The 20,795-nt window shown below is 44.0% G+C and carries 18 protein-coding genes; 16 read left to right on the forward strand and 2 right to left on the reverse strand.

What is annotated here, in order from left to right; all coding sequences use genetic code 11:
* The first annotated feature begins 3 nt into the window (after positions 1 to 3).
* The 10 genes from mraY (at position 4) to OGM16_13270 (ending at position 12,056) form a co-directional block, all read left to right on the forward strand.
* Complete coding sequence (mraY, locus tag OGM16_13225; GenBank protein ID UYJ45761.1) at positions 4 to 972, forward strand: phospho-N-acetylmuramoyl-pentapeptide-transferase; 969 nt, start codon at positions 4 to 6, stop codon at positions 970 to 972.
* A gap of 66 nt (positions 973 to 1,038) precedes the next feature.
* Positions 1,039 to 2,541 (forward strand): Mur ligase family protein, encoded by a 1,503-nt coding sequence (locus tag OGM16_13230; protein ID UYJ45762.1) that lies wholly within the window; start codon positions 1,039 to 1,041, stop codon positions 2,539 to 2,541.
* Between the two features lie 274 nt (positions 2,542 to 2,815).
* Complete coding sequence (locus OGM16_13235; GenBank protein UYJ48464.1) at positions 2,816 to 3,958, forward strand: FtsW/RodA/SpoVE family cell cycle protein; 1,143 nt, start codon at positions 2,816 to 2,818, stop codon at positions 3,956 to 3,958.
* 87 nt (positions 3,959 to 4,045) lie between these two features.
* A complete protein-coding gene (gene murA, locus OGM16_13240) occupies positions 4,046 to 5,311 on the forward strand; it encodes a UDP-N-acetylglucosamine 1-carboxyvinyltransferase (GenBank protein UYJ45763.1) in 1,266 nt (421 codons plus the stop codon).
* Positions 5,308 to 6,042 (forward strand): cell division protein FtsQ, encoded by a 735-nt coding sequence (locus tag OGM16_13245; protein ID UYJ45764.1) that lies wholly within the window; start codon positions 5,308 to 5,310, stop codon positions 6,040 to 6,042. The genes murA and OGM16_13245 overlap by 4 nt, the downstream gene beginning before the upstream one ends.
* A gap of 203 nt (positions 6,043 to 6,245) precedes the next feature.
* Positions 6,246 to 7,553, forward strand: coding sequence for a cell division protein FtsZ (gene ftsZ, locus OGM16_13250; protein UYJ45765.1), 1,308 nt, complete (start codon positions 6,246 to 6,248; stop codon positions 7,551 to 7,553).
* 266 nt (positions 7,554 to 7,819) lie between these two features.
* Positions 7,820 to 8,647 (forward strand): sigma-E processing peptidase SpoIIGA, encoded by an 828-nt coding sequence (locus OGM16_13255; GenBank protein ID UYJ45766.1) that lies wholly within the window; start codon positions 7,820 to 7,822, stop codon positions 8,645 to 8,647.
* Positions 8,648 to 8,658: 11 nt separating this feature from the next.
* Positions 8,659 to 9,399 (forward strand): RNA polymerase sporulation sigma factor SigE, encoded by a 741-nt coding sequence (gene sigE / locus OGM16_13260; GenBank protein ID UYJ45767.1) that lies wholly within the window; start codon positions 8,659 to 8,661, stop codon positions 9,397 to 9,399.
* Positions 9,400 to 9,644: 245 nt separating this feature from the next.
* Positions 9,645 to 11,021 (forward strand): sodium:proton antiporter, encoded by a 1,377-nt coding sequence (locus OGM16_13265; protein ID UYJ48465.1) that lies wholly within the window; start codon positions 9,645 to 9,647, stop codon positions 11,019 to 11,021.
* Between the two features lie 15 nt (positions 11,022 to 11,036).
* Complete coding sequence (locus tag OGM16_13270; GenBank protein UYJ45768.1) at positions 11,037 to 12,056, forward strand: cytidylate kinase-like family protein; 1,020 nt, start codon at positions 11,037 to 11,039, stop codon at positions 12,054 to 12,056.
* Between the two features lie 130 nt (positions 12,057 to 12,186).
* Here OGM16_13270 and sigG read toward each other — a convergent pair whose 3' ends face one another.
* The gene (gene sigG, locus OGM16_13275) at positions 12,187 to 12,963 is read right to left on the reverse strand and encodes an RNA polymerase sporulation sigma factor SigG (protein ID UYJ48466.1); all 777 of its coding nucleotides are present in this window, start codon (positions 12,961 to 12,963) and stop codon (positions 12,187 to 12,189) included.
* A gap of 241 nt (positions 12,964 to 13,204) precedes the next feature.
* Between sigG and OGM16_13280 the strand changes: the two genes are divergently transcribed.
* Both OGM16_13280 and OGM16_13285 read left to right on the forward strand, forming a co-directional pair.
* On the forward strand, positions 13,205 to 13,636 hold the full coding sequence (locus OGM16_13280; GenBank protein UYJ45769.1) for a ribonuclease Z: 432 nt from the start codon (positions 13,205 to 13,207) through the stop codon (positions 13,634 to 13,636).
* Positions 13,633 to 14,733, forward strand: a complete 1,101-nt coding sequence (locus OGM16_13285; protein ID UYJ45770.1) for a DNA/RNA non-specific endonuclease — start codon at positions 13,633 to 13,635, stop codon at positions 14,731 to 14,733. The genes OGM16_13280 and OGM16_13285 overlap by 4 nt, the downstream gene beginning before the upstream one ends.
* Before the next feature lie 209 nt (positions 14,734 to 14,942).
* On the opposite strand, the gene OGM16_13290 is transcribed toward OGM16_13285, so the two are convergent.
* Positions 14,943 to 15,710 (reverse strand): type III pantothenate kinase, encoded by a 768-nt coding sequence (locus OGM16_13290; protein UYJ45771.1) that lies wholly within the window; start codon positions 15,708 to 15,710, stop codon positions 14,943 to 14,945.
* 82 nt (positions 15,711 to 15,792) lie between these two features.
* On the opposite strand from OGM16_13290, the gene coaBC reads away from it, so the two are divergent.
* From coaBC to pepV, 4 genes are all read left to right on the forward strand, one after another.
* Positions 15,793 to 16,986 carry a bifunctional phosphopantothenoylcysteine decarboxylase/phosphopantothenate--cysteine ligase CoaBC gene (gene coaBC, locus OGM16_13295; GenBank protein UYJ45772.1) on the forward strand — a complete coding sequence of 398 codons (1,194 nt, stop codon included), beginning with the start codon at positions 15,793 to 15,795 and terminating at the stop codon, positions 16,984 to 16,986.
* A 196-nt stretch (positions 16,987 to 17,182) separates the two neighbouring features.
* Positions 17,183 to 18,787 (forward strand): peptide chain release factor 3, encoded by a 1,605-nt coding sequence (locus OGM16_13300; protein UYJ45773.1) that lies wholly within the window; start codon positions 17,183 to 17,185, stop codon positions 18,785 to 18,787.
* 50 nt (positions 18,788 to 18,837) lie between these two features.
* Positions 18,838 to 19,284, forward strand: a complete 447-nt coding sequence (locus OGM16_13305; protein ID UYJ45774.1) for a GatB/YqeY domain-containing protein — start codon at positions 18,838 to 18,840, stop codon at positions 19,282 to 19,284.
* A 74-nt stretch (positions 19,285 to 19,358) separates the two neighbouring features.
* On the forward strand, positions 19,359 to 20,762 hold the full coding sequence (gene pepV / locus OGM16_13310) for a dipeptidase PepV (GenBank protein ID UYJ45775.1): 1,404 nt from the start codon (positions 19,359 to 19,361) through the stop codon (positions 20,760 to 20,762).
* Positions 20,763 to 20,795 lie beyond the last annotated feature (33 nt).

Below are 20,795 nucleotides of genomic sequence, written 5' to 3' on the forward strand. Positions count from 1 at the left end.
TTTATGATTCGTGAAACAATATTAGCTATTATCATTGCATTTGCCGTCAGCGCGCTTTTGTGCCCGGTTATCATACCGTTTCTGCATAAGCTGAAATTCGGCCAGCAGGTAAGAGATGACGGCCCCCAGAGCCATTTGAAGAAGCAGGGAACCCCCACAATGGGCGGTTTGATCATTCTGTCCAGTATCATTATCACATCTGTTTTTTACATTCCGTCTTATCCAAGGATCATCCCGGTCCTATTTATGACTGTGGGCTTTGGTATTATCGGATTTTTAGATGATTATATTAAGATCATCATGAAACGGTCAGAAGGATTAAACCCCATCCAGAAGCTGATTGGACAGTTTGTTATCACCGGTATTTTTGCATGGTATCTGCTCCACAGCGGGGAAGTTGGCATCGATATGCTGATCCCGTTTACAGGAGGATTTGAGAATGGAAAATTTTTATCTCTTGGCATTTTATTTGTGCCGGCCCTGTTTTTTATCACACTGGGTACAGATAATGGGGTAAACTTTACAGATGGACTGGATGGTCTTTGTACCAGCGTGACGATCCTGGTGGCTACATTTCTCACTATTGTAGCTATTGGGGAAAATATGGGTATCAGTCCGATCACAGGAGCCGTTGTGGGAAGCCTGCTGGGCTTTCTGCTTTTTAATGTTTATCCGGCCAAGGTATTTATGGGTGATACAGGTTCTCTGGCGTTAGGGGGTTTTGTGGCATCTGCAGCCTACATGATGCGTCTGCCTTTATTTATTCCTATTATTGGCCTTATTTATCTGGTAGAAGTACTTTCTGTTATCATCCAGGTTACTTATTTTAAGAAAACCGGTGGAAAACGTATTTTCAAAATGGCTCCTATCCATCATCATTTTGAACTGTGCGGTTGGTCTGAAACAAGGGTAGTAGCAGTATTCTCTATTGTTACTGCGCTTTTATGCATGATCGCATATCTGGGACTGTAGGTTTTCAGAAAGATTATAGAAAGACAGGAGGGTGTACACCCGGAAAAAACGGAGGTTAAAAGCAACATGAACCAGAGCAAAGTATTAGTTGCAGGTACTGGTATCAGCGGTATTGCTGCTGCAAGACTGGTCCTGGAGCGGGGCGGCGAAGTGGTGCTTTATGATGGCAACACTGCCTTAGACCCGGCAGAGATCCGTAAGAAATTTAAAGAAGAAGACAAAGTAGGTATCGTTCTTGGTGAGATCAAGCGTTCTGACCTTTTAGGTGTGGAACTTTGTATCATCAGCCCAGGTATCCCTTTAAACAGTGCTTTTGTGTCAGTAGTAGATGAAGCAGGTATTCCTGTTCTCGGTGAGATCGAACTGGCGTATCAGTGTGGTCTTGGAAAGCTGGCTGCTATTACAGGAACTAATGGAAAGACTACTACAACGGCTCTTACAGGTGCCATCCTTAAGTCACAATATGAGGAAACTTTTGTAGTAGGAAATATTGGAGAGCCTTATACTTCAAAGGTATCTGAAATGACAGAACAGTCTGTGACTGTGGCAGAGGTAAGCAGCTTCCAGTTAGAGACCATTATGGACTTTCATCCGGACGTAAGTGCTATTTTAAATCTTACACCAGATCATTTAGACCGTCATGGCTCCATGGAGAATTATGTACGCATTAAAGAGTGCATTACCATGAACCAGACAGCAGAGGATGCTGTGGTGTTAAATTATGATGATCCGCTGCTGCGGGAATTCGGTGAAAGCAGGATAGAAGAAACGGCTTCCAAACCAGATGAAAAACTGGAAAAAACCGGGAATGATCTGGTAGATGAAGAAGCCGGAGAAACAAAAGAAAGCGCCGGTACAGAGGCAGATACAGAAGAAACGGAAGAAACAGCAGAAAGCAGTCTTGCAGGGCTTCGGGCGAAGGTTTACTGGTTTTCCAGCAGAGAGCGTTTAAAAGAGGGTTTTTTCCTGGATGGGGACAATATTGTCTATGCAGATGGGAAAAAAGAACAGATCCTTGTAAATGTTAAGGATCTGCAGCTGCTAGGACGGCACAATTATGAAAATGTAATGGCAGCTGCCTATATCGGACTGTTAATGGGTGTTCCTTTTGAGAAGATACAGGAGACAGTGCGCCAGTTTAAACCTGTGGAGCACAGGATCGAATTTGTAAGAGAGCGTACCGGTGTCCGCTATTATAATGATTCCAAGGGAACGAACCCGGATGCTGCTATCCAGGCTCTTAGGGCAATGCCGGGCCCTGTGCTTCTTATTGCAGGCGGTTATGATAAAAACAGTAACTATGATGAGTGGGTGAAGGAATTCGCCGGCCGCGTAAAATATCTGGTGCTTATTGGAAAGACCAGGGATAAGATCGCAGCCTGTGCAAAAAAATACGGTTTTACAGAGATCATGTATGCAGAAGATTTAAAAGAGGCAGTCCAGGTGTGTGCTGTTTATGCAGACACAGGAGATTATGTGCTTCTGAGCCCGGCATGTGCAAGCTGGGATATGTTTAAAAATTATGAAGAACGCGGGCGTGTTTTTAAAGAGTGCGTCATGGCGCTTTAGGAGGTAGAAGACAATGGCGGGAAAAAAACGGCGAAGAAGACATCCCGGAGGAGCTCCTTCTGGTATGGCCGCAGATCACCCACAGGCGTCCCGCCAGAACGGCAGACCTGTCCAGATCAAAGGACAGCAGGAAGTTCCAGTAAGGCGGGGAGGTAAACAGGTACGTTATGTACAGCCGGGTCGTGGAGCTGCTTATCCGGTAAATGGGGCAGTGTATGGAAGAAATGGAGGGGCTTATCCATCAGATGCAGCAGTTTATGCACAACAGGAAGGGATGCAAAAAAAGAGAAAGCCCCGTCATTTTTATGATTACAGCCTTCTTTTTATCATCATTTTCCTTACGGTATTCGGACTGGTCATGATCTACAGTGCCAGCTCTTATACAGCTCAGTTAAGTAATAAATATGGCGGAAATAGTGCCTATTTTATACAGAGGCAGGCAATGATCGCAGCTGCAGGCTTTCTGGCAATGTTAGGCATATCAAAATTGGATTATCATTTTCTGGTAAAGCTCGCAAGACCTTCATACTGGATGTCTTATGTGCTGATGGTTGCTGTTTCTCTTGTAGGAAGATCGGTAAACGGTAAAAGAAGATGGCTGGGAGTGGAATCGTTTAGTTTTCAGCCTACAGAGTTTGCAAAGATCGCCCTAATCATTATGCTGGCATATTTTATTACGAAAAAAGGTGATAATATCAATCACCTTAAAACTGCTTTAAAGGTAGTGTATTTAACAATTCCCATCGCAGCCATTGTAGCAGCCAACAACCTAAGCTCCGGTATTATCCTTGTAGGTATCGGCTTTGTTATGCTTTTTGTAGCATGCAGGATCAAATGGCCTTTTTACGGTATAGCAGCCGGTGCGATCGGTCTCCTTGCCGGTGCGGGGCCTATTGGTAAGGTCCTGGTACAGATAAAAGTGCTTCAGCCATACCAGTACCGTCGTATTGAGGCATGGCTGAACCCGGAGCTGGATCCTGAAGGAAAAAGCTTCCAGGTACTCCAGGGGCTGTATGCTATTGGTTCTGGTGGTCTTTTTGGTCAGGGCTTAGGACAGAGTATCCAGAAATTGGGTTTTCTTCCTGAATCGCAGAATGATATGATCTTTGCTATTATCTGTGAGGAGCTGGGGCTTTTTGGAGCCGTATCCATTATCCTGATCTTTCTGTTTATGATCTTCCGGTTTATGGTTATTGCCAATAATGCACCGGATCTGTTTGGTGCATTGCTTGTAGTAGGTGTTATGGGACATATTGCTATTCAGGTTGTTTTAAATATTGCAGTTGTTACCAATACAATTCCTAATACAGGCATCACACTTCCCTTTATCAGTTATGGAGGTACGTCAGTTCTGTTTACCATGATTGAAATGGGCATTGTCTTAAGCGTGTCTAACCGCATACGGCTGGAAAATTAACTGTAGATCATTTCATACATACATGCACTTAAGCAGCCATCAGGGCATATAATCACAGTAGGATGTTCTTTCTGTGGAGGTGCCTTTTTGGCTGCAATTCAGGTTTATGGGATGAATTCTTTAGAAGGAGAGATTTCTGTTCAGGGCTCTAAGAATGGTGCTCTTCCTGTTATGGCAGGAGCTTTACTGCATAAAGGGGTAACGGTGCTTTTAAACGTACCGGATATAGAAGATACCCGGTGCATGACAGATATTTTAAGAGAGCTTGGCTGTGACTGTAAAAGAGAAGGCATACGTCTTGTGATCGATGCCTCAAAGGCAGCAGGTACAGAAGTACCGGAAAAATATGTAAAAGCTATGCGTTCTTCCATTATATTGCTGGGTGCCCTGCTTGGAAGAATGAAGGAAGGGCAATGCAGTCTGCCTGGAGGCTGCCTGATCGGGGCAAGGCCGGTGGATCTGCATTTAATGGTCCTTCGGGGACTGGGGGCAGAAATCACAGAAAAAGAGGGAAAGTTCCGTGCAGATGCTGGTCAGGGGCTTTCAGGCAGTGAGCTGTATCTTCCATATCCAAGTGTGGGTGCTACAGAACAGGCGATTTTAGCAGCTGTACTGGCGGATGGGGTGACAGTGATCCACGGGGCAGCAAAAGAACCGGAGATCTGCGAATTGTGCTTCTTTTTAAATGGAATGGGTGCTGTGATCTGTGGCATGGGAACGGACCATCTGATGATACAGGGGGTAAAAACGCTTCATGACAGCCTGTGGAAGGTGGCAGGAGACCGTATTGCAGCAGGAACTTATTGCAGTGGTGTGATGATGGCAGGAGGAAGCATTAGTTTAAAAGAAGTGATACCGGAGCAGTTAGAAGAGCCTCTTATATTGTTCCAGCGGGCGGGAGCTGTAGTTAAAAGGGAAAGGGAACGGCTTTTTATTTGTATGAAAGACCGGCCGGATCCCCTGAAAATCTCTACAGGCCCCTATCCTGGTTTCCCCACAGATATGCAGTCTCTTTTTATGGCGTTTTTATCCATTGCAAAGGGGGAGAGCTGTATTACGGAAAACGTATTTGAGGATCGTTTTGGAACAGCAGCAGAGCTTGTGAAAATGGGAGCTGATATTACCTGCCAGGGAAAAACAGCGGTGATAAAGGGTGTACCCTTGTTAGCAGGAACAAAAGTAAGGGCATTGGATCTGAGAGGCGCAGCTGCATTGGTGATGGCGGCTTTAGGAGCTGAAGGAAGCACTATTATAGAAGATTGTTACCATATTAAAAGAGGATACGAAGATATCTGCCGTGATCTGAGGGCATTAGGCGGCAGAGCAGACTGGATGGAGAGTGATACAGGATGATAAGAAGAGCTGGGAGAAAAAGCTTTACATGGATAAGGATCGCCGCACTGCTTTTAATACTTGGGGCGATCCTTATATTTGGCCTGCGGATCAAAGAAGTGACTATATCCGGAAGTGACCGTTATACGCCGCAGCAGATTGAAAACATCCTGTTTTCCGGGCGTTGGGGAAATAATACCATCCTGGCTCTTATTAATGATAAAACAAAACCCCACAAACAGATCCCCTTTGTCGAAGATTATAAGATTGTTTTTCATGGTCCTTTTAAGGTGGAGGTCATTGTTTATGATAAAAGCATTGTAGGTTACGTATCTTATATGAGCAGTTATATGTACTTTGACCGAGAGGGAATTATTGTGGAAAGCTCTGCAGACTGCCTTCCGGGAATCCCGCAGATCACAGGTCTGGAATTTGGACGCATTATTTTGTACAGACCTCTTCCTGTAAAGAATCCGAAAATATTTGAAGAAATATTAAATCTGACCCAGCAGCTGTCTGTTTATAATATCCAGGTGGACCGTATCCGCTTTTCCATTTCAGGACAGCCTTCCTTTACCATTGGCCAGATGGAAGTGACTTTGGGAGATGAGGGAGATGTAGACGGAAAGCTGTCTCTTTTAAATGATATCTTGCGGGATCATCCGGAATTAAAGGAGAAAAAGGGAACTTTGGAGCTGGACGGATATTCAGATACAGGCAATGATGGGGCAATACCATTTAAGTTGAAATAAAAGTCCGTGCAGGCGCTGCCTGTACCGGTGATCCGGGCTGTAGCCCTTATTCATAGAGGGTTAAAAAAGTAAATTCAGGGTTGATTTTTTGGGGAAAATAAAATATAGTATTAGTTAGGCTAGAAATCAGAAACATTTTATAATAATAGAAAAGCACAGTACCGTGTTCTTTGAACAGGGTTTCAAGAAGGAGGACAAGTATCTTGTTAGAGATTAAAATAAATGAGTCAGAGAATGCTGCAAGAATTATCGTAGTAGGTGTAGGCGGTGCCGGAAATAACGCAGTAAACCGCATGATCGATGAAAATATTGCAGGTGTTGAGTTTATCGGCATCAATACAGATAAGCAGGCACTGCAGTTCTGCAAGGCTCCTACTGCTATGCAGATCGGAGAGAAGCTGACAAAGGGCTTAGGTGCGGGTGCACGTCCGGAAGTTGGTGAGAAGGCAGCAGAAGAGAGCTCTGAGGAGATCTCCCAGGCATTAAAGGGCGCTGATATGGTATTTGTTACCTGTGGTATGGGAGGCGGTACCGGTACTGGTGCAGCTCCTGTTGTTGCAAAGATCGCGAAGGATATGGGTATCCTTACTGTTGGTGTTGTAACAAAGCCTTTCCGTTTTGAAGCAAAAGCACGTATGCAGAATGCGTTAAATGGTATCGAATGTTTAAAGCAGGCTGTAGATACTCTGATCGTTATCCCAAATGACCGTCTTCTTGAGATCGTAGACCGCCGTACCACTATGCCGGATGCTCTTAAGAAAGCAGATGAAGTCCTTCAGCAGGCAGTTCAGGGTATTACTGACCTTATCAATGTTCCTGGTCTGATCAATCTTGACTTTGCTGATATCCAGACTGTTATGATCGATAAGGGTATCGCTCATATTGGTATTGGTAAGGCTAAGGGTGATGACAAGGCTGTTGAGGCAGTTAAGCAGGCTGTATCCAGCCCTCTTCTTGAAACTACCATTGAGGGTGCAAGCCACGTTATCATCAATATCTCCGGCGATATCAGCCTGATCGAAGCAAACGAAGCAGCAAGCTATGTTCAGGAACTGGCTGGCGATGATGCAAATATCATCTTTGGTGCTATGTATGATGAAAACGCCCAGGATGAGGCAAGTATTACTGTTATTGCTACAGGACTGGATGAGCACAATGCAACATCCTCTGTATCCAAGGCTATGACCGGATTTTCTTCTAATAATTTTAAGACACAGGTTCCGGAGAAGGCAGCTTCCGCAGAAGCAGCAGCAACTGAGGCAGCTCCGGCTTTTACAAAGCCGGCCCAGCCTGCATTTAACCGCACCTTTAATCCTGGTGCAACTGCACAGCCAACCTATACAGTTCCTAAGTTTACAGGCGCAGGAAGCTTTAATACAGGTGCTGCAAACACCCAGGAAGCACCAAAACAGGCAGCTCCATCTACAGAGAGAACAGCTCCTTCCTTCCGCCCAGCAGCAAACAAGGAAATGCAGATCAATATCCCGGATTTCTTAAAGAATAAGCGGTAATAGATTTTTTGAATCATCTGCATGTGCAAAGCACGTAGCAATTCGGTATCAGAGTATTATAGTATAGTAAGACCTTTTCTACAGACAGTAAGCCTGTGGAAGAGGTCTTTTTTGCGTTCAAAAATGCGAAGATTGTCGAAAAAAACAGCGTTTCCTCCAACACTCTTCGACAGCATTTGCACTTAAGAATGATTATAATGTACCTCATAAAGAACCCTATATATTCACCCATGGTCATTAAAGGAGGTGGAAAAAAGTCCGGGAAGATGATGTACAGAGTTTACATAGATGTGATATTTGCAGTGAATTTTTTAATGGATCTGGCGGTGCTTGCTATGTTGAACCAGCTTTTTTCTTACCGTGCAGATTTTAAGCATATGTTAAAAGGAGCTTTTGTAGGAGCTTTGTGGGCATGTATCCTGGCGGCTTTTCCGGGGATTCCTCTTATATTACAGATGTTTGGGACTTATGTGGCGGCAGGAGCGCTGATGGCAGCTGTTGCCTATGGCATAAGAAGCAGAAGAGAGATTTTACGGGCAGTAGGGGGAATTTACCTTATATCGGTGGTTCTTGGAGGAGTCATGCTGGCGCTTGCAGAAAGCAGCCCGGGAAGAAATCTTACAAAATGGATGCCGGAAAGCTTTCTGGTCAGGCTGTTTCTGGCTGCCGGAGCTGTATTCTTGTGTGTATGGCTTTCACGGTTTCTGCGTCTTTTGAGCATCCGAAAAGAGGAAAACAGGCATTTAAGAAATGTTACCTTGTTTTATGCAGGCCAGACCATAAAGACCAGAGGCCTGATCGATACAGGAAACCATTTAAAAGCTCCTGTAAGCGGTCTGCCGGTCCATGTAGCTACAGCAGGACTGATGAAACGTCTTTGCCCGGCAGTAAAAGGGGTCATGTATGTTCCTTATCAATGCATAGGCAGCAGCGGCATCCTTCCAGCTGTAAGGATCGACGAAATGAAAGTGGAAGGAGAGAAGGGAAGCTTTGTGATACCAAAGCCATGGATCGCTATAACAAAGGGAAGCTTATCTCCACATAATGAATATGAAGTGCTGATACAGAAGAATGATAAAGGGTTGCAAGTGTAGGAGGAGTCATTATGATGATTAAAGTGTCTGTACCAAATCGTTTTCAGTTAAAAACCGTTTCCAGGTTCAGGACCGTTCTCATGCCGGGACAGGGAGAGGTGCATTATATCGGAGGAGCAGATATCCTGCCGCCGCCATTAGACAGTGCAGAAGAGGGGAAGATGATCGCTCTTTTAGGAACCGAAGAAGATGGGAAGGCCCGCTCTTCCCTGATCGAGCATAATCTGCGTCTTGTGGTGTATATTGCAAAGAAATTCGACAATACAAGTGTTGGGGTAGAAGATCTGATCTCCATTGGCACCATTGGACTGATCAAAGCGATCAATACCTTTAAGACGGATAAGAATATTAAACTGGCTACCTATGCATCCAGGTGTATTGAAAATGAGATTCTTATGTATCTGCGCAGAAATAATAAGACGAAACTGGAGGTTTCCATTGATGAGCCTTTAAATGTAGATTGGGATGGAAATGAACTGCTGCTTTCAGATATCCTGGGTACAGATGAGGATGTGATCTATCATGGGATCGAGGATGAGATAGAGAAAAATCTTTTAAATACTGCCATCAGCCGTCTGGCTCCAAGAGAGAGGAAAATTGTGGAGCTGCGGTACGGCCTTACAAGTGCAGACGGAGAGGAGATGACCCAGAAAGAAGTGGCAGATCTGATGGGAATATCCCAGTCTTACATATCAAGACTTGAAAAGAAGATCATGAAACGTCTGAAGAAAGAAATCGTGCGGTTTGAATAAGTATAGCTTTATTAGTATTGTGAATAAAATATCAATTCTTGCATTTGTGTCAAAAAGTGCTAAAATTTTACAATGCACGGAAAAAGGTGCGGTCATCCTTCAGTTATAGGGATGATCTGGGAGAGAAATATCAAAGGAATATGGAAATATTCCGGGAGGACATAATATACGGACAGGAGGAAAATATTGTGAAAAAGATCGTTTCGCTGCTGGAAACGGCCGCATTGTTCTTTATGGCGTTTCCAATGACAGCATGGGCGGCTGAAGGGTCAGCTGAAAGCATTTCACCAGCATTTTGCATTCCATTTGCCGGATTGCTTCTCTGCGTGGCAGTGCTGCCGCTTATAAAGGCAGAGTGGTGGGAAAGTCATCAGCTTCATGCAGTGATATTTTGGTCACTTTTATTTATTGTTCCATTTGCTGTTTTTTTGGGAGCAGGAGAGGCGGCAGAGAAAGTATTAGAATGCATTATTGATGATTATCTTACATTTATTGTTTTGTTATTTGGCCTGTTCTGTGTATCAGGTAATATTACACTGGAAGGGGACCTGGCAGGTTCCCCAAGGATCAATGTGGGACTTCTGCTTTTAGGAACCATGCTTTCCAGCTGGGTAGGAACCACAGGTGCCAGTATGCTTATGGTACGTCCCATGATCAAGATGAATGCCTGGAGAAAGCGCAGAAGCCACATTATGGTATTCTTTATTTTCCTGATCTCAAATATGGGCGGCTGCCTTACACCTATCGGTGATCCGCCTTTGTTAATGGGATTTATGCGGGGGGTTCCTTTTTTCTGGAGTCTGCATCTTCTGCCGATCCTTATCTTTAATACAGTTGTCCTTCTTACTGTATTTTATTTCCTGGACCGGAGAGCTTACAGAAAAGACATTGCAGAAGGAAGAAAGCCTGACATCAGCAAACCTGGTACAGAAGTACATATTTTAGGTCTTCATAACCTGATCTTTCTGGCAATGATCGTGGCTGCTGTTATTTTAAGCGGTACATTACCGGGAATGGCTGCATTTCAGGATGTAAACGGAGCTGTAAAAGGCATTCCTGTATTTGAGGATGTAAAGCTTACATATCCGGCTTTGATCGAAGTAGTGATCATCCTTGCAGCTGCATTTTTATCGTTTAAAACCACAAAACCAGAGATCCGCCGCAAGAACCACTTTACCTGGGGTGCCATCAAAGAAGTAGCAGTGCTGTTTGTAGGTATTTTTATTACCATGCAGCCGGCCCTTATGATCTTAAAGGCAAAGGGTGCAGAGCTTGGTATCACAGAGCCTTTCCAAATGTTCTGGGCAACCGGGCTTTTGTCAAGCTTTCTGGACAATACACCTACTTATCTGGTATTTCTTACAACAGCCGGTTCACTTGGCTTTACAGAAGGAATGCAGACCATTCTTGGAACTGTACCGGTTGCCATGCTGGAGGCAATATCCTGTGGTGCTGTATTTATGGGAGCCAATACCTATATTGGAAATGCACCAAACTTTATGGTAAAGGCGATCTCTGATGAAAATGGTATTAAGATGCCTTCTTTCTTTGGATATCTGCTGTGGTCTGTCACATTTTTAGTTCCGATCTTTTTGCTGGACATGTTAGTATTCTTTTTATAAGGAGGGGAACGTATCATGGAATATACGAAAGAAAATATCCGTGAACTGGCGGAGAGTATCTACGATCTGGATGCAGAAGTTTATGCCCAGTTAGGTTCTTCTCTGGGCCGTGTGTTTAACCGTGACCGTGAAGGCTGTGTCAATGATATGGTACAGCTGATGTTAAAAAAAGATTCTCACCAGCTGCGCAGTGAGCTGGCGCTGATCAGTAACATGGCACGCACCATTGAAGATAAAGAAACCCGGTCCATGATCATGACGGAGTATAACCGTATTTTAATGGAAGTAGTAGCACTGCCTACCAGCTTCGCAAGCGGGGATATCCTGGATGCGAAGGCAGCGGGCTTAAATGCATTGCAGTTTAAAGCACGTTTCGGAAAAGATAATCACCGGATCATCTGCATCAGCCGTACATACGGCTGCGGCGGCAATGAGATCGGTTTTATGCTGGCTGATAAGTTAAAGATCAATTATTACGATGCAGAGATCTTCTCAGCTGTATTAAAACGTCTTCAGGCAGAACAAGATGAAAGAATCCGGGACAGTAGCGCTTATCCGGATAAGGCAAACCAGGAAGTAGCTTTTGCAGCACCTAAAAGAATGACCTTAAGAGATCATGTAAGACAGTTCAGCCGCTATCATGGTTTGTCCAAGCGGGATGCAGTATTCTTTAACCAGAGTGATCTGATCTGCGATATGGCAAAAAAAGAGGATTTTATCGTTATGGGACGTTGTGCAGATGTGATCCTTACCAATAACCATATCCCCCACATCAGCATTTTCATTACGGCGCCTTTTGAACGACGTGTGCAGCGTGCGATGGAAAAGCATCAGGGAATGAGTGAAAAAAAGGCAAAGCACCTTTTGAAACAGTTAGACCGTCAGCATGAGAGTTATTACCGGTTTTATACAGGCCGCAGATGGGGCAATGCAGATAATTACGACCTGTGTATCAACAGTTCCGCTTATGGGATCGAAGGTTCTGTAGATTTCATTTTAAGAATGATAAAAACTTCAGAATGGCAGGAAGCATGACTAGTACATCATTTAGTACAGTTATTTCGAAAACGATGTACTAGATTGCAGGCGGCATCAAATATAGATTTTGAGCGTCATGTCACAGTTTCAGGCAGAGGCGGCAGCAGGGGAAATGCAGCAACAGATTTCAGGCCAGATAGGTACGCATAGAGCGCAGGGCATTTTTTTCAAGCCTGGAGACCTGGGCCTGGCTGATGTGGATCTCCTGGGCCACCTCTGTCTGCGTTTTACCTTCAAAAAAGCGCAGATCGATAATATGGCGTTCTCTGTCCGGAAGCCGTTTCATGGCTTCTAATAGAGAAAGATCTTCCACCCAGTTTTCTTCCCTGTTTTTCTTGTCGCTGATTTGATCCATTACATAAAGAGGATCACCGCCGTCTGTAAATACAGGTTCATAAAGACTGACCGGTGTCTGGATGGCATCTAAGGCATAAGTGATATCTTCACCGGATATGCCGATCTCATTGGCGATTTCTAAGATGGTAGGTTCCTTTGAATGAAGCCTTGTAAGCTGTTCTCTGGCACAAAGGGCTTTATAAGCAGTGTCCCGCAGAGAACGGCTGACCCGAATGGTATTATTGTCCCGGAGATATCTTCTCACCTCCCCCAAAATCATTGGGACAGCATAAGTTGAGAATTTAACATTCTGTGTAATATCAAAATTATCAATGGCCTTGATTAGACCAATACATCCGATCTGGAACAGATCATCTAAATTCTCATGATTGCCGGAAAAGCGCTGGATCACACTTAGGACCAGCCGCAGATTTCCCTTGATGTAACGTTCTCTGGCATCCTTATCCCCTTTCAGTATTTTTAAAAACAGTTCTTCTTTTTCCTGGCTGCTAAGAAGGGGCAGCTTTGATGTGTTCACTCCGCAGATCTCAACTTTATAGCCGGACATATTTTCCTCTACCTCCGTTATGATAGCTTTCATGAAAAATGCTGTTATAACGGAATGATGTACGGAATCAGGAGATTTTATACCTGGAAAATATAAATTGAACTATCCTGTTGGAGAAGTTATAATGATAAATGGAGAGAAATGATGACCTGTAATGTGCTGGATCAGGTAAATCCGGCCGCAAAAGCAAGTGTATGAAAACCTAGGGAGTACATAAAAACGGATAGGAGAAGAATGGTTTATGATACTGATCGTATGTATTGATGATAATAAGGGCATGATGTTCAATCATCGCCGCCAGAGTCAGGACAGAGTGCTGCGCCGGCATATCCTGGATATGGTGGGAAATGGAAAACTGTGGATGAATGAGTACAGTGGAAAAATGTTCGCAAAGGATAGTGAAGAGCTGCTTCATGGCCCTGTTCAGACAGATGAGGATTTTCTTAAAAAGGCTTCATCAGGAGAGTATTGCTTCGTAGAGACAAATTCCTGCGGCTTAGACATGTTCCCGGATACGGCAAATATTGAGTCGGTAGTTTTGTATAAGTGGAACCGCGTCTATCCTGCAGATCAATATTTTACTATGGATCTGTCAGGCTGGAAATTGGTTGAAACTGCGGAATTTGCAGGTTCTTCCCATGAAAAGATCACGGAAGAGAGGTATGAAAGATGAGAAAAATAAAATACTGGGCCGCAGGGCTGGCTGCAGCCATATCCATTTTGGCAACAGCCTGTGGACAGGCGACTGCTTCTAATGCGCAAGAAACAGCAAAAATAACAACAGAGGCAGTAACAGAAACAGCAAAAACAGCTGCGGATGCAGCAACAGAGATAGCTTCAGAAAGTGTAACAGTAGAGACTGCCCAGATCCCAAAAGCAGCTGCTGCCCAGGTAAAAAGCATCAGTGGAAGCTTTGATCTTTCCACAATCCCGGCTTATTCCGGACAGTCCTATGTTGCAGTCAATGACAATGTGCCCTTCTTTTCGGAGTCGGATCTGACAGATGTTTCTTTTGAAAGCTACGGAGATCTGGATGCATTAGGACGCTGCAGTGTGGCTTATGCTTCTGTGGGAACAGATATCATGCCTGCAGAAAAACGTGGAAATATTGGTCAGGTGAAACCTACTGGCTGGCATACAGTGAAGTATGACTTTGTGGATGGAAAATATCTGTACAACCGCTGCCATCTGATCGGCTACCAGCTGACAGCAGAAAATGCCAATGAAAAGAACCTGATCACAGGGACCAGATATTTAAATGTCCAGGGAATGCTGCCTTTTGAAAATATGACAGCTGACTATGTAAAAGAAACTAAAAACCATGTTTTATACCGTGTAACACCTGTTTTTAAAGGAGATAACCTGGTAGCTGACGGTGTGCTTATGGAGGCAGAGTCCGTAGAGGATAAAGGAGAAGGCGTTGAGTTCTGCGTATTTGTTTACAATGTGCAGCCGGGAGTCACTATTGACTATGCAACCGGTGACAGCTGGTTAGATGAAAATGGCACTGGAAGCCAGAAGGCTGAAAAAGAGACCAAAACTGTGGCAGAGACAGAAACCCAGGCAGAAAAACAGACCCAGGCTCCGGCTGCACAGACACCGGCGAAGCAGACTTCCACCTACATCCTGAACACTAATTCTAAAAAATTCCATAAACCGGGCTGTTCGGCTGTATCACAGATGAAAGAGTCGAATAAAGCGGAATTTACAGGAACCAGGGATGAAGTGATCGCCAAAGGATATGATCCTTGTAAGAAATGTAATCCATAGGAATAGCAGGATTAAAAGGAAAAAATAAAAGAAAAATACAAAAATCAAAAATTCATATACTCAGCATAACACAGGTGCGGGGATAATTCAATAGAAAATTAAATAAACGTATGAATAAAACAAAAGCATTGTCTGACGGAAAATGAAAAAAATTGCCGGACAATGCTTTTTCTGCGTATTTAATAACACTCTATTGTACTTTACCGCTTTTACTGTGTATTCTTCCGGTAAAGGATCAGAAGTCCTTTTAACAGAAGTGCATCATCGTAAATGATCTTATGTCTGCAAAGAGGGGTGATAAAGCGTGCCAGACCGCCGGTTGCGATCACTGCAGGGGCCTCACCCAGCTCTTTTTCCATACGGTCTAAGATGCCGTCGAGCATATCTACATTGCTGAAAACAATACCGGCTCTCATACAGTCAATGGTGTTTTTTCCAATGACCTTACCTGGCACTTCCAGACTGATGTAAGGAAGCTGGGCTGTTTTTCCGCTTAAAGAGTTTAAGGAAACACGAAGTCCCGGTAAAATGACACCGCCTATGTAATTGCCCTTTTTATCAGCTACGCTTAAGGTAGTGGCAGTTCCCATGTCAATAACCACCAGTGGAAGAGGATGCTCATGAATGGCGGCAACTACGTCTACGATCATATCGCTTCCCACACTTTTAGGGTTGTCCATAAGAATATTCATGCCGGTCTTCATCCCGGAGCCTACTAACAGAGGACGGATGCCTATGGCTTTTTCAACAGCACTTAAAATCGTAGTGTTTAAAGGCGGAACTACAGAAGAAAGGATAGAACCTTCAATATCAGATAACTGGATGTGGTGCATTTCCAGGATGTTTTTAAAATGGATGGCATATTCGGTGTCTGTGCGGCCCTGGTCTGTAGTCACACGTTCGATGAAATAGGTTTCTTTTTCGTCAATACCTCCAAGTACGATGTTGGTATTGCCCATATCAATAGCTAAAATCATGAGGGGGAACTCCTTTCAAATACATGAAATGTGTGTTATGATTGTATCACACAAAAATAAGAAACACAACCGGAGGAATCTTATGTTAAAAGGAAAAACAATACTCCTTGGAGTGACCGGCAGCATTGCCGCATATAAGATCGCCTATTTGGCAAGTGCCCTGGTAAAATCAGGAGCAAAAGTCCATGTACTTATGACGAAAAACTCCACTAATTTTATCAATCCTATTACTTTTGAGACACTGACGGGAAATAAATGTCTTATCGATACCTTTGACCGCAATTTCCAGTTCAGTGTAGAGCATGTGTCTTTAGCAAAAGAAGCAGACGTGTTTTTGGTAGCACCAGCCTCTGCCAATGTAATCGGCAAACTGGCCCATGGTATTGCCGATGATATGCTGACAACTACCTTTATGGCTTGTACCTGCCCAAAGATCATTTCACCGGCTATGAATACCCGTATGTATGAAAATCCCATTACCCAGGATAATTTAAAAATCTTGGAGCACTACGGAATGGAAGTGATCCGGCCTGCAAGTGGATATTTAGCCTGCGGTGATACAGGAGCAGGCAAGATGCCGGAGCCGGAAACATTGTTTGAATATATCCTGCGTACTGTAGGATATCCCAAAGACATGTTGGGAAAGAAGGTTCTTATTACTGCCGGACCTACCAGGGAAGCGATTGACCCGGTACGCTATATCACCAATCATTCTACCGGGAAAATGGGTTATGCCATTGCAAAGGCAGCTGCCTACAGAGGAGCAGAGGTGATTTTAGTTACCGGACCAGTAGCTATAAAACCACCTATGTTTGTAAAGGTGGTTCCTGTTGAAAGCGCAGAAGATATGTTTCAGGCAGTGACGGGTGCAGCACCTGAACAGGACATTATCATCAAGGCGGCAGCAGTAGCAGATTACCGTCCGGCAGTTGTGGGCCAGGACAAGATCAAGAAGACAGATGGCGATATGTCTATTTCCTTAGAGCGTACCAGGGATATCCTTGGCTGGCTGGGACAGCACAGAATCCCCGGACAGTTTTTATGCGGCTTTTCCATGGAAACAAGGGATATGCTGGAAAACTCCAGAGCCAAGCTTGCCCGTAAAAACCTGGATATGATCGTTGCCAATAATTTAAAGGTGGAAGGCGCCGGTTTCGGAACGGATACAAATGTAGTGACTATTATCACAAAGGACAGTGAAAAAGAACTGCCAAAGATGAGCAAGGAGCAGGTAGCAGACGAATTGCTGACACAGATTCTTGACTTTACTTCATAATCATAATACAATGATAATTTAGGTGTACCTTTATGACAAATCATACCTATTTTTATTGAAGCAGAAAAATCAATTAGTGAATCAGATGTCCTTTCGGAGTTTTCCATGCACCTGCTTTTGTGGACAAAAATCTTTTCACAAAATCAGACACAGAAAGATCCTGAGGGAACATTTAGTAAGAACGGAGGAAAGACCATTGTCACAGACAAATGATCAGATAACAGAACAGATAAAGAACCGCAGGACCTTTGCCATTATTTCCCACCCTGATGCAGGTAAAACAACTTTAACAGAGAAGTTCCTTCTCTACGGAGGTGCCATTAATCTGGCAGGTACTGTAAAGGGAAGAAAGGCTGCAAAGCATGCGGTTTCAGACTGGATGGAGATTGAGAAGGAGAGAGGTATTTCAGTTACCTCTTCCGCCATGCAGTTTAATTATGAAGGCTTTTGTATTAACATTCTGGACACACCAGGACATCAGGATTTCTCAGAGGATACCTATCGTACCCTGATGGCGGCAGACTCCGCTGTTATGGTCATTGACGGATCCAAGGGCGTCGAGGCGCAGACAATTAAGCTGTTTAAGGTTTGCGTTATGCGCCATATCCCGATTTTTACATTTATCAACAAATTTGACCGTGAAGCAAGAGATCCATATGAGCTGTTAGATGAGATCGAAGAGGTTTTAGGGATCCGTACCTGTCCGGTAAACTGGCCTATCGGCTGCGGAAAGAATTTTAAGGGCGTATATGACCGCTTTACAAAGAAGGTAACTACATTTACCGCTGCGCAGGGCGGTGCAAAAGAGGTTGCCACCCAGGAATTTGACGCAGAGACAGATGATGTGGAAAGCATTATCGGTTTCCAGTACCACAAGCAGTTATTAGATGATATTGAATTATTAGACGGTGCCAGTGATGAACTGGATATGGACCGGGTACAAAAGGGAAATCTTTCTCCTGTATTTTTTGGTTCCGCGTTGACAAACTTCGGTGTTGAAACATTTTTGGAGCATTTCCTGAAAATGACTACATCACCTCTTCCAAGAAGAACGCTTACTGGCGTAGTAGATCCATTTAATAAGGATTTCTCTGCATTTGTATTTAAGATCCAGGCAAATATGAATAAGGCTCACAGAGACAGAATCGCGTTTATGCGTATTGTTTCCGGCAAGTTTGAGGCTGGCATGGAAGTAAATCATGTGCAGGGCGGCAAAAAGATCCGTCTCACCCAGCCACAGCAGCTGATGGCCCAGGATCGTAAGATCGTAGAGGAAGCATATGCAGGTGATATTATCGGTGTATTTGATCCGGGTATCTTCTCGATTGGTGATACTCTTTGTTCTTCTAATGAAAAATTTGAATTTGAGGGTATCCCTACTTTCGCACCAGAGCATTTTGCAAGAGTGCGCCAGGTAGATACCATGAAACGTAAGCAGTTTATTAAAGGCGTGAATCAGATCGCCCAGGAAGGTGCTATCCAGATCTTTCAGGAGTTCAATACCGGTATGGAAGAGATCATCGTAGGCGTAGTAGGCGTACTTCAGTTTGAAGTGCTTACTTATCGTTTACAGAATGAGTACAATGTAGAAGTTATCTTAGAGAAGCTTCCATATGAACATATCCGCTGGGTAGAAAATCCACAGGAAGTAGATGTGGCACGTATCCAGGGAACATCGGATATGAAGCGCATTAAGGACTTAAAGGATAATCCGCTTCTTCTGTTTATCAACAGCTGGAGCGTTGGCATGGTACTTGAAAGAAATCCAGGTCTTAAATTAAGCGAGTTTGGTAATAACTAAACATAAATTTGAAGGCTTTAAAAGGACATTGATTAAGGAGGTTTTACAAAATGAGCAAGATCGATGTAGTAAGAGCAGCTATGGTACAGGCTATGAAGGCAAAGGATAAGGCAAGAAAGGATTCCCTTTCCATGTTATTATCCGCTTTAAAGAACGCAGAGATTGACAAGAGAGAGCCCCTTACAGAGGCAGAAGAGGATGCAATCGTTAAAAAAGAGATCCGTCAGACACAGGAGACTTATGATATGGCTCCAGCTGACAGAGATGATATCCGTGAAGAGGCAGGGGCACGTCTGGCTGTTTACAAGGAATTTGCTCCGGAAGACATGTCTGTAGACCAGATCAGGGAAGTGATCGATGGTGTATTAAAAGAGCTGGGAATCGAAAATCCTGCACCAAAGGATAAAGGCGCTATTATGAAGGTGCTGATGCCAAAGGTAAAGGGAAAAGCAGATGGTAAGGTTGTAAACGAAACTCTTGGTGCTATGCTGAAGTAATAGCAGAGTAAATAAAAAATAGTCTGGCCATGCAGATGTCATGGCTGGATTGCAAAAAAGAACAGGAGAAAGTCATGTACAGAAAAGAAATCGAAGAATATATTGATTCCCACAAGGACCAGATGATCGAAGATATTTGCACTCTCTGCCGGATCAATAGTGAAAAAATGCCTTACACAGAGGGAAAACCATTTGGCGAAGGCCCATTTGAGGTATTACAGACAGCTCTTACCATGATGGAAAATTATGGTTTTTCTGTCCGCAATTATGACAACTATGTAGGAACAGCAGATCTAAATGACAAGGAAGCACAGCTTGATATCCTGGCCCACCTGGATGTAGTGCCTGCAGGGGAAGGCTGGACTGTGACTGAGCCTTTTGAGCCAGTTATTAAAGACGGAAAGCTTTATGGCCGCGGCACTGCAGATGACAAAGGACCGGCTGTTGCAGCTCTTTATGCAATGCGCGCTGTAAAAGAACTGGGACTTCCGGTAAAGAAAAATGTCCGCCTGATCTTAGGCACAGATGAAGAATGCGGCAGTTCTGATATCGCTGTTTATTACAAGCAGGAAAAAGAAGCTCCTATGACATTTTCACCAGATGCAGAATTCCCTGTGATCAACGTGGAAAAGGGACGTCTTCCAGGTCATTTTGCAGCTTCTTTTGAGAAGTCTGATGCTATGCCAAAGCTGGTTAAGATCGATGCAGGTCTTAAGAGCAATGTAGTTCCTGGAAAAGCAAAAGCAGTAGTAGCCGGTGTAGATGATACTGCGTTAAATGAAACTGCAGCAGCTGTTACAAAAGAAACAGAGGTTACATTTACCCTTGAAGGCTGTGAAGAAGGCATTCTGATCACAGCAGAAGGAGAAGGCGCCCATGCATCTACTCCGGAAGAAGGAAAGAATGCGTTAACTGCACTGCTGATGCTGATCACAAAGCTCCCATTAGCTTCCTGTCCACAGATGGATGCGGTTAAGGGACTTGTAAAGCTGTTCCCTCATGGAGATACCCGTGGAAATGCAGTTGGCATTGCCATGAGTGATGAGGTTTCTGGAGAACTGACACTGGCCTTTGATATGCTCCAGGTAGATGCAGAGCACTTAGACGGTGTATTTGACTGCCGTGCACCGATCTGTGCAAATGAAGAAAATGCATTAAAGGTAGCAAAGGCACGTATGGCAGAGGAAGGCATCGAACTGTTGGCTGAGCATATGAGAGCACCTCATTATGTAGATGGTGATTCTCATTTTGTGCGTACTTTATTAAAGGCTTATGAAGAGTATACAGGTCTTAAGGGAAGCTGCCAGTACACAGGCGGCGGTACTTATGTACACAGTCTGAAAAATGGTGTTGCCTTTGGATGCTCCATGCCCGGAACTGACAACCGCATGCATGGTGCAGACGAATTTGCAGTAGTAAAGGAACTGGTTGACAGTGCAAAGATCTTTGCACAGGTCATCGTGGATCTGTGCTGCTAATAGGCCCATCCTGTTTAGACAGACTGTAAAGAT

Source organism: Lachnospiraceae bacterium (assembly GCA_025758065.1).
Classification (GTDB): Bacteria; Bacillota; Clostridia; order Lachnospirales; family Lachnospiraceae; genus Enterocloster.